The following is a 16148-nucleotide window of genomic DNA, read 5'->3' on the forward strand; positions in this document are numbered from 1 at the left end:
GTATCCTCTAACTCCATTTTTAAATCTTTGTTGTTGATGAAAAAAGGTGATTATCCTTCGAGAGTTTGACCGGGATCATCTGACCCTAGGAGGGACAGGGGATCGATACCATCCTCTTGAGGATCACGGTTTTCACAGGGCGATCGCTGCTGGGAGGACAGGCCCCAGGGAGGGCGATCGCACCCCAGTCCTAGCGAATGTTGCCGGGGAATTCCTTCCGAGAGGCAGATTGGGTGGGGTATGCCAGTCACGCACTTAAACGATTGAGTAGCCTGCCTTCAAGAGACTGATTCCCAGGGAATTATCTCGGGCGGTGATACTAGAGCGTTTTGTCTAGTTACCCAACTCGCCAGAGATACCCAACTGTCCGGAAATCATATCACTTACACCCTTCTGCATTCCCTGCATTTAGTCGTAAGTTTAATCGGATTGCCCTCTGCCTAGAGAGGGAACAAATAGAAAATTTTTACCTGAATTTGTGTCGGGGATTTGCCAATTCCGAAGCTAGGAGAGCCTGCCTGCAACGATCCGAACCCGGTTTATTTATGGCTCATCCTGATTATAAGTGATGGGAGAGAGAATCTCCGACAATTTATCCAACTTTGTTGAGCATTGAACATTGCCGATGAAGCGCTAACCGTTTGGGTGAATTCGTTGAGTCCACAAGCTGGGGTCATGAGTTTGGGGGTTAAATTTAGTTCAGGGTTGATCGAATTCCAGCCTTTAGCAATGGGGAAGTTTAGTGAGTCTAAAGGAAGGAGACAATTCCTCAACCGAGAGGGAGCATTTTGCTCCCTACTCCAATTAAGGGAGCAAAATGGTCCCTCTGCTGAATTCTATTGTGATCAGGATTGATACCGGGCTACTCTATACCGAACTCCCTGGATTGAATTCAGGATGCCGGGGGCCGACTGCAGGGAGAAGACGCTCAAGCGTGAATCCCCAGCAACTCAAAAAAGCCATCATCGAGTTCGTAACCGAGCATCTGAGAGAGAGAAATTAGCTTAGACTTACTGGGTACGCCATGTTCCTGCAAGAGGTTGGCGAGAGTAAAAATTTTGTTCATCAAGAAAATTTCCAACGCTTCAGGGTTGTATTGAATGCCCTCGGTGCGATGAAACTCGTGAGGGACTAACATGGCCACATAGCGGGCGAATTCCCCAGATTTGCGATCGAGTAGCAACGGCAACCAGGGATAGGTGGCATCTAAGCGGATAAACCACAGACGGATCTCAGGAATTTCCGAGAGTTCGCGGGGGTCCGAGGGATCCCGGGGATAATCGATTTCAAACTGCAAGGACAGATCCGGGTCAGTGAAGGGTTGATCTGGGGATAATTTAGCGATCGCCCCTTGGACGGGGGATAGGTCCAAATTGAGCAAACACTCGGAATTGAGGGCGATGGTAATTGTCATGAAACCAGGGGCAGCAGGTAGAACTAAAATCAGAAAACTTTAACGCAGGCGGTGAATCGGTAACCTATTTTACAGTATCAGCATCGGGTTGAGGGGTTGCAGATGGAGGATTCACCAATGGAACGATTCAACCCGGTGCACAACCGCCCCAAGGGAAGCCAGAGGGTGAGAGCCCGGGGTGATATCCTGAGCGATCGCCCACGGACAAACGAAGCCTACGATAGAATTATCTCAATCCTGTTAACGGGATGAGTCCGGTTCCCCCTCCTAAGTGACGACATCCTTGCCGACCTTCATCGCCCCAATCCCTAACTTCCTGGTTCGGTGAAACCCGCTATAACTATGAAAGGGGACAGGATACATCCTTAATTAATTGTGCCATTAAATGAATACCTCAACACAAAACTATGAAAAAACAGGTAGTATCCGTTAAACCCATTCGCTCCTTAGAAGATGCCCTCAATCGCTGCCAAAGTTTGGGAATGCGATTATCGCGACAGCGCCGCTTTATCCTAGAGTTGCTCTGGACTGAGCAAGAGCATCTTTCCGCTAGAGAAATTTACGATCGCCTCAATCGTGGGGGGAAGGAGATCGGACATACATCCGTTTACCAAAACCTCGAAGCTCTCTCCAACCAAGGAATTATCGAATGCATCGAACGCTCAGATGGTCGGTTGTATGGGAATATCAGCGATGCTCACAGTCACGTTAACTGCATCGACACCAATCAACTGCTGGACGTTCAGATCGAATTACCCGAGGAGTTAATCCGACAAGTCGAAGCCCAAACTGGGGTCCGGATTGTGGAATATCAAATTAATTTTTTCGGCTATCGGGATCAGCAATCCCATCCCCAACCCGAGAGTGTTCCAGACCCCGGGGCGATCGCCTAGAGCTTTCCGGGTCGGTATTCAATCAAGAGGGGCAGACATCGGCGTTCTTGTCCGAATCGATAGCGGTTTCTGGACTCATGAGGGACAGATAGGGCGAGCATTGAGCTTCCCTAGGATTGGGGATTTTTCAAGATGCTCCCCCGGACAAAACCTCCGCGAATCAGTGGGGGAACCGCTCTATCTAATTTTGCCCGAGATTTTTATTCAGGATACCGCTTGCCGAGATGGGTCAAAGTTTTCCGGGAAATGCCCCACTTTTATGAGTTTTTGATACCCGTTCCTAAAACTTCAAGCTAAACTGCTGATCTAAGTGGAACAAAATCGCTATAGACTTTAAACTTTTAGAACGACTTTGAGGTTGGGGTGGAATTTTGATAACAGTTCAGGGGTCTACATCATAGATTACCGGGGCGATCGCCCACTGGGTCAGAAGCGAAAAAAACTCTAGCCCCCCTACCCGGAAAATCACCATTGGGAAGTGATGCATGAACCAAGACGACAATCTATCCCCTAAATTGCTCCTTAATCTTATAAATTTCTAGGATGAGTGATCAGGGATATATCCCGCACGAGGCTTGTCACAGTGACCAACAGATGCTCCCGGTTTCAATCGGGAACGCTCAGAGCGGGTAAACGGTAAAAGCATTTGGTAAGGATGTATTTAAAAGACTCGGTTTTTAGCATGAATCTAAGCCATCAGGTAGAATCTAGGGTGATCCCCCAGGGAGCAAACGCGGTTTATATCCTAGGGGGTGGGTATCGCCTGCAAGTGTAACCCTCAAGGGTTGACTGACTCGAAAAGCAACGACACTGGAGAGACCCAATATTTTCCCGTCTCTACCCGGTAATCAAGAAGTAGAAAGATGTGCCAATACAAGTCGGCATTGTAGGGACAGGCTGAAGCAATGGTGAGAAAACAATTTGACCAATCCAGTACACAGCCAAACCACCGCATTCGGAGACGGCGGGATGGACGCATTAAAGGAGCGATCGCCCCTCGGTTATGGGGTGGGCGATCGCAACGCAATCACTCAGAAACCGGCGATACCGTAACCCAAGGAGCGGACTTGGCCCCACACAACCCGAAATCCGTCAAGGGGTGGGGCTGGAAATTCCGTCTTCCGCTCCCGAAAAAAATCACAAATCAGGATGAAAATCAGACAGGCGCGCTAGTCGCCACTGAACAGAGACCTCGAAGCGAAAAGGGTCGAAGTCTTTTATGGGGATGGCATTTACTCTGGCTGAGTCTGCTGGTCGCTTGTACCAGCATGGGAGCGGTATCCCTGCGGTGGTTACTCACCATGCCCCCACCGATTGATTGCGATGCTCTCGGGGTGGGTTCCACCGAGCGCGATCGCCTCTACTGTGCTCAAAATGCCGCCAAAACAGGGGACTTAGACCAGCTAGTCGCGGGAATCGAACTGGTGGAAAGCTGGCCCGCCGACCATCCCCTCCGAGGTCAAGGAGATAAATTAGTCGGGGAATGGTCGGCGCTAATTCTGGACTTGGCACGGCAAAAATTTATGGCCGGGGATTTAAACGGGGCCAATGCCATTGTGGACAAAATTCCCAAAACCAACCCAGTGTATGCCCAAGTTGAACAAGAATTACAAATTTGGGAGGCTGATTGGGACCAAGGAAAAGCAATTTACGATAAAGCTGAAGCCGCACTCAAAGCTCGCAACTGGAACGGAGTCGAGGATCAGATGCGAGAGTTGCTCAAATTGGATAACGTTTACTGGCGTTCCACCCGCTATGGAGAACTACAGCAGCGCATTGTCGCTGAAAAGGAAGCTTGGAAACAGTTAGAAGATGCCCGCTATTTGGTCTACAACCAGACCGCAGAGGAGTTAGTCCGGGCCATCGACCTAGCGCGACAAATTAACCCCCAACGATATGTTCGAGAGCAGGCGAATCAGGAGATTAACCGCTGGAGTGCCCAATTGCTGGCCATCGCCAAAACTCGCTTCCAAAGTGGCAATTTTGATGGAGCCATCTCCGCAGCCAAGTGGATTCCCTCCGATACAACGGTTTATGGGGAAAGTCAGGACTTAATTCACCTGAGCTCGGCCCGAGCCCTGGTCCAAAATGACAAACCCGCCGGACCTATCCCCGATCGCCTGTTGGCGTTCCTAGAAGCCTCGGCGATCGCCGGTCAGATTCAATCGGATAGCCCCCTGTACAGCCAAGCTCAAGAGAACTTGGTCCGATGGAATCAGCACAAACAGGACCTGTTGCAGGTGCAGATGGCCCAATCTGTGGCTAGTTTCCGTCACCCCATGCTGATGCAGTTGGCGATCGCCCAAGCCGAAATGGTGGGGATGGATCGCCCCGGACGTCTCGACGCTCAAACCCCGATCGCCCAATGGCGGAAGGAAATTGAACAAATTGAAGACCGAGGTTATGTCGTCGCAGCCAAGGCGATTGCGGACTCCAATAATATCGCCGCCTTGAGAAATGCGATCGCCTCGGCCCAACAGGTCGCCCAGGGACGCCCCCTGCGGATTGAAGCCCAAACCCTGATTGCCCAATGGAACAAACAGGTTGAAACCCTCGAAGATCAACCCATCCTCGCCAGCGCTCAGGCCCTCGCCCAAGCCGGTCAGCTCCAGGAAGCAATCAACGAAGCCAAAAAAATTGCGGAGGGTCGAGCCCTGCATCAAGAAGCCTCAGAAAATATCGGAAAATGGGTCAACGAGATTCAAATTGCTGAAGACCAACCGATTCTGGACCAAGCCGCAACCTTGGCGGCCCAGGGGAGTCTCACCAAGGCGATCAATACTGCCTCTAAAATTGGCTCGGGTCGTGCTTTGTATTCTGAAGCACGAACGGCGATCGCTCGTTGGAATGCCCAACTAGATGCCATCTATGCCGCCCGGGAATCTGAAGCGGCCCGCTCCTCCTCTCAAGCCCCGGCTCCGGTCTATCAGGCCCCGGCTCCCGTCTATCAAGAACCGGCTCCCGTCTATCAAGAACCGGCTCCCGTCTATCAAGAACCGGCTCCCGTCTATCAAGAACCCGTTTATCAGGAGCCACCGGCAGCAGCCTATCAAGCTCCGGAACCCTACTACGAGCCGGAACCCTACTATGAGCCGGAACCCTACTATGAGCCGGAACCCTACTATGAGCCGGAACCGGAACCCTACTATGAGCCACCGGCAGCCGCCTATCAAGAGCCAGAGCCCTACTATGAACAACCCAGTTCTTACTATGAGGAACCCGCACCGGCCTATCAAGACCCGGTTCCAGCCTCCAACCCTGAAGACTCCTATGCTCCCTTGCCCGTTGATGGGATTGAATAAAATCCTCTTAAAGGAGTCGCGTCAGATTGAAATGGAGGGTTTTTGCGTCACAATGGGATCGAGACACCAAAGACCGCACTGGGAGGGTCGGGAAAACGGCTGATGTTTTCGGGACTGTTCCCGATCGGCTCTGTTCTGCCTCCCCTGTCCAAGCCCTTTAACTCATTTCTGCCGTGAGTCACCCCCCTTTTAAACTGCTATTGATTGATCAAGACCCAATTTTCTTATTGGGTCTGTCTAGCTTGTGCCAGCAATCAACGGATCTGCAAGTGGCCGGTCAAACCACTGACGGGACTCGTGCTTTAGAGATTCTCTCTACTCTAGCCACTCCTACAGACCCGACTCAGAGCGACGCCCCTCCTGCCGATCACCCTGTGGATCTGGTGCTGTTGGACTTGGAGTTAGGCCGCACGGAACCCGATGGGGTCACCAGTTTCACCTTGATGGCAGAACTTTGGGAACGATACCCTCGGGTGTCTCTGTTGTTGTTGGGTCGATCGCCAGACCCTAACCAGACAGGGGCTGAGTATCTCGGGAATGTCAAGGGATACTGCCCCAAAGGAATAGCCGGAGCGGAACTGCTTCAGGCCGTCCGGACTGTGGCCTCGGGGGAAACCTATTGCTTAAGCGGGGGAAATCTTCGGGTCTCAACGAGGCAAAGTCCGGGCATTTCTAGGCGGGGTGGCGTGATTGGCGTTCTGCTCGAAGACTTGCGCCGCTCGGGTTTGCGTCAAATTGATGCCGAAATTCGTCAGGTTGATCAGTATCTGCAAGGCGATCGCTTATCGGATTTTGACCGCTTGTTTTGGCAGGGCCGCCACCGGGAACTCCTCACCGCTCGTTGGATGGTGAATAAGTTGTTGGCTCCCCCTGTGAGCGAACCCCCACCTCCTCTGTCTGCGAACCCGGGTCAGATCCGTCCTCCCCTCAATTCTCCCCGGCAACCTCAGCGCATTTCTGCACCCCCAGAACGCCCCCATCGCCCCCGAACTTCGAGCGATCGCACCAGCATGGTCCCTGCTTCTGCGGCAGAGTTGTTACCCCCCACGGGTTCAGAACTGAGCCCAATTCATAACCCTCGCCCATTATTGGAGGCGATCGCGGAGAAAATCGATACTCCCTTGGCAAACCTCACCGATACCGTTATAGAAATTGATATCTTGCACCTTGACAAAAAGCAGGAATTACTATACACGGTTCTGCACCAATTTGAGGAAATTTTGGCGCAACTGCGGTATGCTCAAGTCCAGCCCACAGAACTCCCCTCAAAACGCGATCGCATCATCCGCGATTTATGGGAAATGTCCGTTACGGCCTATTTTGGTAAATACTATTCCATCACCCTCGGATTAGGGAATTCCTCCCTTAATGCCCTCGGAGAATTTGACCTCGTACCCTTTTTACTGGAAGAAATCGAAATTGTCGAAGGTGCTTTATTAAATAAAATCCCCCTCGTTATCGATTTATTAGCCTATCTTCTCTATCAAATTCCCTTGGCGATCGAAAATGTCATCTACCCCCCGGAAGACCCGAAATCCATCGAGCGCGCCAGCGCTTTACTCGAAAACCTGATCATTCAGGTTGCCAATGCCGTCGTCCAACCCCTCTTAAATCGGGTCGCGGATGTAGAAGAAATTAAACTCAACTTTTTAGATAAGCACTGGCTATCCACCCGAGAAATTGAGCGATTTAGAAATGATTTGTCCTGGAAATATCGTCGGCAAAATCTCTGGGTAGAACCTAAAGCTATCTTTGAAAGCCGACATTGGCTTTATATCTTTGACGAGGGAGGGATTAAAAAAATCCAAATTTATTCCCCCCGACGGCAAGAATTAGTTGGACTCCGAGGACCCCGACTCTGGGTGACCTTGCTGTTAGAAACCCGCGATGCCATCTCCCCCCGAATCAAAGCGGTTTTGCTCTCCCTGGGGGATAGCGCGCGATATTTGCTGATTCAATTGGGGAAAGGCATTGGGTTAATTGGGCGAGGGATTCTTCAAGGGATTGGCAGTTCGTTCCAAGAGAGCCGATTCTCCCGAAATCGGGAAGAGCAAAATCGGTAAGGGCGATCGCCTGGGGGGTTTGGAGTTGATCCAGTCCCAGTGCCTGCCTGTGCACCCCAGGATTAGCCGAGGTTAAGGGAGTTTTGACGGTTCGGAGATCGCCCCTTGGCCCCATCCTCATCCCAAATCCGGTTATCAAAAACCTGTTTTCCTCTTCACTCAAGGGTTTGTCTTTGCCTGTGCAACCGCGTAAGCGTCCGTTCGTCTGCTTTCCTCCCCACCCTGCATGGGTGCGGGTTTTTATAGACCTTTGAAAACCGGATTCCGGATCACAAACAGTTTCTGAACCGATCTGATGCGTCCTGCAATCCCCTCTTGAATCCTTCCCAAAAAATTTCCGAGTTGATTGTGCTTATCTCATACTTCTGCCGTTAAAATCCCTAAATAGGATTCTACAACCCCCCCTTAAAAATGTGAGCCGTTGTTGTTAGAATCAGAATCCCTAGAGGTTACTTTGCTCCTGGCTCCTCCAATCGCTCTGGAAAAAGGGTCCGGGTCTGTTCGCCCCAGGGGTGGCAAGGGGTCTCCTGTGGGTTCTCTGTTCCCGGTAACAGAGAAGCATTCTTGTAATCTCTAGCAATTATCGTAAAAACAAGAGAAGTTAGGCCGTGCAAAAACTGAACCCTATATTCGTGAGTCTCCTGTTGTTAGGAGGAATCAGCATTATCACCCCATCGGTTACCCTGGGAGCAACCGAACCTCTATTGTTAGCGCAGTCGGCCCAAAATAATCAGAATCTCGACCGCGAGGTTAATGAACTGTTGCGACAAGGGCGAGAATTTGTGGATGCGGGGGATTATGCCAACGCTATCCAGATTTATTTACAAGCTGCCAACTTAGATGGTGACAACGCCCGGATTTTTTCTGGAATCGGCTTTTTGCAAGCTACACAGCAAAACTTTGAAGCTGCAGTGAATGCTTTTGAGCAGGCGACTTCTCTCGAACCGGAGAATGCAGATTTCCAATATGCTCTCGGTTATGCGTTGGCGAATTTGGGCAATAATGAGGCGGCATCTGTCGCCTACCGACGAGCGGCTCAACTGGACCCGGAGAACCTCAACGCTCAAATTGGGTTAGGGGTGGTTCTGTTACGCCAAGAAGACTATGACGGAGCATTACAGGCATTTCAACAGGTGACCAGTCGCGATACAAGATACTGGCAAGCCTACGAGTCGATTGGGACGGCGTTACTTCAGCAGGGACGGATTGATGAGGCGGTTGTCGCACTCCAACAAGCCGCAGCGTTGGCACCGCAACAAGGCAGTATTCAAATGATTTTAGGGGTGGCGTTTCTGACTCAAGGCAAGACGAATGAAGCCTTGGAAACGTTTAAACAAGCGGCACAACTTGAACCGCGAAATGCCCAACTTCAGTTAGCGATCGGTAAACTGCTCCAGGACCAGGGTCAGGTGATTGAAGCCCTCGTCAGTTATCAAAGAGCAGCGAGTTTAGCGCCGGATTTAATGGAACCCCAAGCTGCGATCGCCGCGATTCATCTCCAGCAGGAAGACTATTTACAGGCGATCGTCGCCTATCGTCGGTTAACGGAAATGACACCAGACAATGGTGATGCTTATTATAATCTCGCCCTGGCTTTAAGAGGACGCAATCGGATTTCGGAGGCGATCGAGCAACTGAAAAAAGCCCAAGAGCTTTATCAGCAGCAGGGTGAAAATGAAAGATTGGAAAAAGTTGAGGCGCTTCTGAGCGAGCTTAACCCTTAATTTTCATTACTCCCGAAAGGGGGAAGCGGGGGAGGATGGGGGAGATGGAAAAATTTCATCCTTCATCCTTCAACAGTCCCCCTTGAGAATTGCCCCTTTTATGGCTTGGTTTCAGAGTTGGGTTCGCTCGATCGGCTTTGTTGATCTTCCTGGACTTCCACGATGATCTCTTGAACCAGGGGGACCTCCGCTACATTTTGGAGATCAATCGACGTGATCAGTTCTTGCCACTCAGTTCTAATGTCGGCATTATTGGGATTGCTCCGGCGCAGTTTAGCCAGCATGGCGATCGCCTCATGCCAAATGCCGTTGCGAGCATAAACTTCCGCACGTTCTAGGTCCGAGGTGGTGGTGGCTAACTGCTCCGTTAAACTGGCGCTGGCTTCTACTCGGCGCACCCACCCTTGGACATAAACATCTGCTGCCCGATCTTCTGGGTTACAAATAATAGAAAAGTACCAGCGATAACTGCTATTAATTTCTAATGGGGGGAGACTCGCATTTTCCGGCAGGTTCAAGCTAACGATTCCCGCCTCACCTTTCGTGCGAAATGTAGTTTCATAAATGACTTTTTCACCCTTTTCATCCATCAGCACGAATTCTACTCCCGTGGCTGAAGTCGGTGGTAAATACCAAAAGAATGTGGGATAGGCTTCTACGGTTAATCCCATTGTGGTTTCAGGGATCAACGCTGTTAATGCCTGATCCGTTGGACCATCGACGGTGACGCTACAACCCCGACTACCCCCTCCAATCCGTCGTCCCGGCGCTCCAGGAGATACTTGATCAAAGGGATTTCCGCCCCGGGTGCCTCCGCCAACCCGCCCTCTAGGTGCGCCCACATTATCCGGTGGGACAAATTCAGCGGCGGATGTTGGGATGACTCCCCCGGTTAATAATTGCAGACCTAGTGCAATGCTAGCCAGTATTGATGGAGTCCAATATTTTGTATTAATCATATTCGGGTCTCCCTTCAGGTACAGATCGATTGATTGGATTGAGTGAATGACTAAATTAATTCTAGTATTTCTATGTAATCAGACTGTGACTTCTGTCATAAGCTCTGCCCTCATGATCGCTCAAAAGACCTTTCTATAAACATCTTTTGGGCAATCAAGGCATCAAAAAATTACTCATTGTATTATCTTCCCATTGAACCGAGGATCTCGCCACAACTGTGTTGGTCAAAATTTTTCGGTTCAAACCGCTCTAACCTGAGGATCATTTTACAGTTTTGTCCCGGTTGAGTCGGTTGCCTTCAGACTTCCCCTAACCCAAGCAACCATTCCCGGTCATCCGAGATTAAAGCCCGTTCAAATCAATTCCTAAGTCCAGACCATTGCGATGGGATGGGAATCTCCCGAAGGGATTCTAAAATACGAGCATTCCGTTACAACTATTAAAAAGTCTATCCATCGTAGACGCATTATTTTTGGAACTGTTCCCCCCGATTGCTCATGATTTTGGAGAGTTGGCAATCCTCCAGAATAGACTTCTTGCAAAATTCTAAAAAGCCGATTGGCGTTCTTAAGGGAGAGAAAGGGGGATCAATCCGGATTTTTGCAAGAAGTCTAATAGAGTTCGCCGGATTGGGGAGAGTTCCTCTGGGGCATGGGTTTTGAGAGCCAAAGGACAAGAACCCGGGTTTCTGCCCCAGCTAACCTTAGAACTAGGCCAAAATTATGGACAGAATCCCGGTTTGTCTTCCCCCGAGGTTACCGACGTTCTAGGGAGTCGGGGGGCGACGAGCAACCACCCGGTAGACATCAACCGTTTGTTGTTTCCCTTTGAGGGCCAAGGGTCCCCAGTGTTCCACAAAAAACTCGTCCTGGATATGAATCAGGGTTTCGTAGGCAATGAGTACGCGACAAATACTGGATTGTCGGTCTTTCTCACAGCTTTCTAAGCGAGAGGCGATATTAACGCTATCGCCGATAATGCCGTATTCTTGGCGTTCTTTTCCCCCTAGGCTACCGGCAACCACCGCCCCGGTAAAAATTCCGACGCGCATCTGAATCACGGGGAGGCCGCGTTTTTGCCAGTTGCGGTTGAGTTCTTGGAGGCGATCGCCCATTGCCAGACCCGAGGCGACAGCATTGCGAGCATCCCGGGCGATATCTGCACTGGACTGACGAGGCAGGGGAACCCCAAACGCCGCCATAATGCCATCCCCAGTAAATTTGTTAATAATTCCTTGATGGTCTTGGACCACTTGACTGAGAACATCCAAGTATTCGTTTAGCCACTCTAGGAGGGCTTCGGGGGGCATTTGCTCTGAGATGGTGCTGAAGTCCTTGAGGTCGGTAAATAACATGGTGGCGGTCAGTTTTTGACCGGGAAGTTTACCATCTTTGAGCAGGCGATCTCGGTTTTCCCAAAGGGCATCGGCCACTTCTGGAGAGGCATTTTGTCCTAAAAGTTTCATGACGATCTGCTGTTGCTGTCCCGACTGGTAAGCCCGAAAGGCAACCACCCCGGCTACGGCGATCGCCAAACCAACCAGAGGTGCCACCACCGGCACCCAACCCGCTTGGCTAAACAGAATCCAACTGGCTAAAAATAAACTCCCCGCGCTGACCCCAGTGACCCCGGGCAAAATTAAGGGATGCCGAATCAGCCAACCGATGGTCCCGCCCACAGCGATCCAGCCGATCACCCAAAGCACTTCGGCCCACTCCGACCACACCCAAAATAAAGGCCGCCCGTCTAAGACGGCAGTCAATAACTGACTGAGCATTTGGGCATGAATCAATACCCCGGGCATAAAGGGATTGTTCTCTACCGAACTATAGGGGGTCTGGTGTACATCTTTAATACTTGGGGCGGTGGTCCCGATGACAATAATTTTATCCCGGATCCATTCGGGTTCTAGGCGATCGGCTAGGACTTCCGACAAGGGAATGGACGGGGCTACCTCCTTTCGAGACCGATAATTGAGGAGAATCTGGAAGCCTTGAGCATCCAGGTGGGTATAACCTCCAGAGTTGGACTGCAATGGCGCTAGTACGGCTTTTCCCCAGACGATTTGACCGGGTTGGGTTTCACTGGGTTGGGGAGAAAATCCCTGGTCCCCTAGATAGAGCATCGCCAGTTGGAGGGAAAAAGAAAAGTTAGTTTCCCCATTGAGTACGAAGCTCATTAAATTCCGGCGAATCGGTCCATCGGGATCGCTTACCAAGTCATTAAAGCCGATGCGTTCTGCGGGGACAGTCGGCGGTGGGTTCACCCCGGGGGAATCGTTTCTAATGGCGATGATATTCGGGGCGTCTAATTCTTTGAGCAGTTCAGGATGTCCCGGGGGTTGGGGGAGGTCCCGATACAGGTCCAAGCCGATCGCCACGGGTTCATATCGTTGCAAATTCTCCAAGGCCTGGGCCAGGGTGCGATCGGATAGGGGCCATCCCTCGGCCTGAATGTCTTCTTCAGAGATCGTCACGATCGCAATCCGAGGATCCGGGGGCTCATCCACACGCCACTGCATCAGCCGATCATAAACCATCAGTTCCCCATGTTGGAAACCTCCGAGTTGCCGGACTCCCAGCACAACACCGGAGGTACAAAGGGTCGCCATCCCGACCACCGCTACCCCCGTCAAATCGGGCAGTTTTTTCTGAATCTGGCGCAAGAACTTGGCAAACACAGATCTCCTACTGTGATTTAATCTTTTAGATTCGTGGGTTTGATCAAGAAACTCTTGATTTTGGCGTACCATAGCAGCGATTATTCCCGAACGGTCAACCCAGGATACCCCTGTTTTTTTGACAGTATGACATGATTTTAACCCGGAGTGAGGGGTCAGACCCTTCAATTGCCCTAGAGGAGGCGATCGCCAAATTTTTAGGAATTCTCCCAGGATTTCCGAAGCCCTTTGCAGTGGATTTGCCTGATATAAACACCCGCTATTTTTCAGTTAAACAACTCCCCAAATTAAGCAAGGCTTAAATAATCGGGAATAGCTCGAAGAAATAGAATAAAAAATTCCTTGCATCTCTAAATTATTATTTTTTCGAGGAGTGATGAACACAACAGAAAGGGCGCTTTCGGTTTAGGTGGCTCCACAATTGGGGAGAGTTGAGGGGTCAGTGGTCAATTAAACTGCACTCAACTCCCCCATTCTCCCAATCGCTTACAAATACCGGGTAAGCTGAATCCGATAGCGTTCTTTTTTCGTAACTTGAACTTCTCCAACTTCCAGGCGTCCTTTCCCGCGAATGGCGATTAAATCGTTAGGTTTAACTTGGTAACTGGTTTGAGAGATGTCTTTCCAGTTAACGCGGACATCTCCGCTATTAATTAAATCGGCCATTTTGCTGCGAGACATCCCGAATCCAGCAGAGGCGATCGCATCTAAGCGCATGGATGCCTCGACGGTGGTTAACTCTTTCTTTTTGGGTTCGCGAATTTTCAATTCCCCCAACTCGATGCGCTGGGTTTTCACTGGGACCGATCGCACCTGGGTTAAACTCATCTCCAAAAATTCCACCAGATCCGGGGAGACGATCGCCTGTGCACCGCGTTCCCCCAGGACAATAATATCTCCGACTTTTTCGCGCACAATGCCGGTCCCCAAGATAGACCCTAAAAAGTCCCGGTGACTGGCGGAATCAAACAAAAAGTTACCGGCAATTTCTAACGTCGCTAAGGGGACACTGGTGGCATCTAAAGGTAAATCGACGCGGGCGATCGCCACCCGTTGTCGTTCCGCCTGGGGATATCCCCCGAATGCTACCAGATGAACCTCCGTCAGGCGATTGAACGCTGTCTGGGTTTCCATCAGTTCGATCGGGGAAAGAAAATCCGTCACCGCCACTTCCCAAGTTTTAATCGCGCGATCGGCCAGATCCAGGATGTGAGCCATTTGCTCACGATTTTCAACACCTTTTAATAGTTCTTCCCTTGGTAGCATTCGTTTACTAATTCTTGCTTTAACACTAGGGTTTATTTTATCCTTTGAACTCCCTGGTTGACCGGAAAGGGGTAGTATTGCGATCGGTCATCCGGGGTGAGGGGTTCGCGATCGTCCTCTCCTCCACTTAGGGTCATGCACCTCAACCTTGAACCCGTGGGGTGGAAAAAGATTCTCCCTCCAGTTCCCCCAATCTTGTCCCACCTAAGCTAAATATTAGAGAGGGCTCGTTTTCTCCCCCTAACTGGGATTGGAGTTTTTAAAATGTATGAACAGTGAAGTCATCCCACAGATAGTCGCGTTATACGATCGCATTGATACTGAAACGGCAGCATTTCAAACAGCAACTGGATTGCACTGTCCACCGGGATGTGGCAAATGCTGTGAAAATCCCGACGTAGAGGCAACGGTCCTAGAAATGATGCCTCTGGCCCTAGAGTTATGGCGCACTGGAGAAGCGGCAGATTATTTAGAACGCCTTTCTACTCTGAATGGGTCTGAATCTTGCCTATTTTATCGCCCGGATCCGTTTGTTCCAGAGAATGGGCGTTGTAGTGTTTATTCCTGGCGACCCACCCTCTGCCGCTTGTTCGCCTTCGCGACGGTGAAGAATAAGCAAGGGAATCCGGAATTAGCTGCCTGTATCCGCCAAAAGCAGACGATTCCGGAAGAAGTAGAAGGGGCAAAAGAGGCGATCGCCAAAGGGATGAGTGCACCGAATTTTGGAGAAGTTGCAACGGAGATGGCTAATATTGACCCCTCTCTAGGCAGCGATCGGTTTCCCATTAATCAAGCCTTAGAACGCGCCTTACAACGAGTCGGACTAATCGCTCACTTGACCGTTGGAGAACAGGATGGCGACTGGGTGGCTTAACAGTACGGAGTCTCAATAAGCAGCTCAAAAATGACTGAATTCGTAATCCCAAACCATAAAGAAACCACTAAAATTGTAGTTTCCCCGTTTGTAGTAACGACTTCAGTCGTTTCCGGATTTCCCAATTTCAGTATTCCTAAAAATTAACGCTATTTACGAAGATAAAAGAACGACTGAAGTCGTTACTACGAACAAAGAGAAATTATCCCCGTTCGTAGTAACGACTTCAGTCGTTTCCGGGCCTTAACTTTAGGGATAAACCCCAGACTGGGCCAACAATGCCCGAGGGAAGAAACGACTAAAGTCGTTACTACGAACGGGGAGAACGACTGAAGTCGTTTTCAAATTTAATAAATCCTGCAAGTTCCTACTATTTTTATTCTTCCAAATAGCTTTTCAAACCTTCTAAGTCAAGCTTTCGCAAAATCAAACTAGCTTGATTAATTGCCCGGGGGGAACCGTTAACCACAATCAAGTATTTGCCTTGATTGAGGCGATTGCGGTAGGGTAAGGCATCGCCACTGCCGAAGGCAACTCCGGCACCGCCTCCGACAAAAAAGCTTCCCATTGCACCGGCAACTGCCCCACAGAATCCGCCTACGACATGATTGCCAATTTCCCCGGCCCAACTAAAGGTTTGCAAACCTGAAATGACACTAAAGATAATTCCGGCAACAAAGCCAAAGGGAATTAACCAAGTTGCCATCAATTTACTTTGTTTAATTGCTTGTTCGTTGGGGTCGATTAAGCCATATTCATCCGCACTTTTATAACCCCTACCCAAAATAGAGACTTGGTTGAGGGGAAAGCCTTCTGTTTCGAGGACAGAGTAAGCGGTTTCTGCCTGAATCCGGTCTGATACAACAGCAACGAGATAATTCATGGAGGAAATCTATGAGGTTAATATACGGTTCTAAGGATGGATTGAGGGGTGCCGATCGCCTAGGCGTGGGAACCCTCTCTCGGTTCATT

12 protein-coding genes are annotated in these 16148 nt (G+C 50.2%); 6 read left to right on the forward strand and 6 right to left on the reverse strand.

The features are described from left to right. Positions 1–50 precede the first annotated feature (50 nt). Together NG795_RS08765 and NG795_RS08770 are read right to left on the reverse strand one after the other, a co-directional pair. On the reverse strand, positions 51–251 hold the full coding sequence (locus NG795_RS08765) for a hypothetical protein (RefSeq protein ID WP_367288276.1): 201 nt from the start codon (positions 249–251) through the stop codon (positions 51–53). 677 nt (positions 252–928) lie between these two features. Beyond that, entirely contained in the window at positions 929–1414 is a 486-nt protein-coding gene (locus tag NG795_RS08770) for a CRR6 family NdhI maturation factor (protein ID WP_367288277.1), read from the reverse strand. 407 nt (positions 1415–1821) lie between these two features. On the opposite strand from NG795_RS08770, the gene NG795_RS08775 reads away from it, so the two are divergent. The 4 genes from NG795_RS08775 to NG795_RS08790 all read left to right on the forward strand — a co-directional run bounded on the left by NG795_RS08775 (position 1822) and on the right by NG795_RS08790 (position 9396). Further along, positions 1822–2307: a Fur family transcriptional regulator gene (locus NG795_RS08775; RefSeq protein ID WP_367288278.1), complete on the forward strand. Its 486-nt coding sequence runs from the start codon at positions 1822–1824 to the stop codon at positions 2305–2307. Between the two features lie 905 nt (positions 2308–3212). After that, positions 3213–5609, forward strand: a complete 2397-nt coding sequence (locus NG795_RS08780; RefSeq protein WP_367288279.1) for a hypothetical protein — start codon at positions 3213–3215, stop codon at positions 5607–5609. Between the two features lie 173 nt (positions 5610–5782). Further along, positions 5783–7672 carry a DUF3685 domain-containing protein gene (locus NG795_RS08785; protein ID WP_367288280.1) on the forward strand — a complete coding sequence of 630 codons (1890 nt, stop codon included), beginning with the start codon at positions 5783–5785 and terminating at the stop codon, positions 7670–7672. Between the two features lie 608 nt (positions 7673–8280). Next, complete coding sequence (locus NG795_RS08790; RefSeq protein ID WP_367288281.1) at positions 8281–9396, forward strand: tetratricopeptide repeat protein; 1116 nt, start codon at positions 8281–8283, stop codon at positions 9394–9396. Positions 9397–9494: 98 nt separating this feature from the next. On the opposite strand, the gene NG795_RS08795 is transcribed toward NG795_RS08790, so the two are convergent. Together NG795_RS08795 and NG795_RS08800 are read right to left on the reverse strand one after the other, a co-directional pair. Next, entirely contained in the window at positions 9495–10355 is an 861-nt protein-coding gene (locus NG795_RS08795) for a DUF928 domain-containing protein (protein ID WP_367288282.1), read from the reverse strand. A 767-nt stretch (positions 10356–11122) separates the two neighbouring features. Then, positions 11123–13036: a CHASE2 domain-containing protein gene (locus NG795_RS08800; protein WP_367288283.1), complete on the reverse strand. Its 1914-nt coding sequence runs from the start codon at positions 13034–13036 to the stop codon at positions 11123–11125. Positions 13037–13167: 131 nt separating this feature from the next. Between NG795_RS08800 and NG795_RS08805 the strand changes: the two genes are divergently transcribed. Then, complete coding sequence (locus tag NG795_RS08805) at positions 13168–13338, forward strand: hypothetical protein (RefSeq protein ID WP_367288284.1); 171 nt, start codon at positions 13168–13170, stop codon at positions 13336–13338. 184 nt (positions 13339–13522) lie between these two features. Here NG795_RS08805 and NG795_RS08810 read toward each other — a convergent pair whose 3' ends face one another. After that, a complete protein-coding gene (locus NG795_RS08810) occupies positions 13523–14302 on the reverse strand; it encodes a photosystem II electron transport protein, Sll1252 family (protein ID WP_367288285.1) in 780 nt (259 codons plus the stop codon). A 268-nt stretch (positions 14303–14570) separates the two neighbouring features. On the opposite strand from NG795_RS08810, the gene NG795_RS08815 reads away from it, so the two are divergent. Beyond that, positions 14571–15176 (forward strand): YkgJ family cysteine cluster protein, encoded by a 606-nt coding sequence (locus tag NG795_RS08815; protein ID WP_367288286.1) that lies wholly within the window; start codon positions 14571–14573, stop codon positions 15174–15176. 376 nt (positions 15177–15552) lie between these two features. On the opposite strand, the gene NG795_RS08820 is transcribed toward NG795_RS08815, so the two are convergent. Beyond that, positions 15553–16059 (reverse strand): hypothetical protein, encoded by a 507-nt coding sequence (locus NG795_RS08820; protein ID WP_367288287.1) that lies wholly within the window; start codon positions 16057–16059, stop codon positions 15553–15555. Between the last annotated feature and the right edge of the window lie 89 nt (positions 16060–16148).

The sequence above is a fragment of the Laspinema palackyanum D2c genome (assembly GCF_025370875.1).
In the GTDB taxonomy this organism is placed as follows: Bacteria; Cyanobacteriota; Cyanobacteriia; order Cyanobacteriales; family Laspinemataceae; genus Laspinema; species Laspinema palackyanum.

Excerpts from the sequence above, each read along its gene's own strand:
- NG795_RS08770 (WP_367288277.1), bottom strand. The coding sequence starts at position 1,414 with ATGACAATTACCATCGCCCTCAATTCCGAGTGTTTGCTCAATTTGGAC.
- NG795_RS08775 (WP_367288278.1), top strand. The coding sequence starts at position 1,822 with ATGAAAAAACAGGTAGTATCCGTTAAACCCATTCGCTCCTTAGAAGAT.
- NG795_RS08780 (WP_367288279.1), top strand. The coding sequence starts at position 3,213 with ATGGTGAGAAAACAATTTGACCAATCCAGTACACAGCCAAACCACCGC.
- NG795_RS08795 (WP_367288282.1), bottom strand. The coding sequence starts at position 10,355 with ATGATTAATACAAAATATTGGACTCCATCAATACTGGCTAGCATTGCA.
- NG795_RS08805 (WP_367288284.1), top strand. The coding sequence starts at position 13,168 with ATGATTTTAACCCGGAGTGAGGGGTCAGACCCTTCAATTGCCCTAGAG.
- NG795_RS08810 (WP_367288285.1), bottom strand. The coding sequence starts at position 14,302 with ATGCTACCAAGGGAAGAACTATTAAAAGGTGTTGAAAATCGTGAGCAA.
- NG795_RS08815 (WP_367288286.1), top strand. The coding sequence starts at position 14,571 with ATGAACAGTGAAGTCATCCCACAGATAGTCGCGTTATACGATCGCATT.
- NG795_RS08820 (WP_367288287.1), bottom strand. The coding sequence starts at position 16,059 with ATGAATTATCTCGTTGCTGTTGTATCAGACCGGATTCAGGCAGAAACC.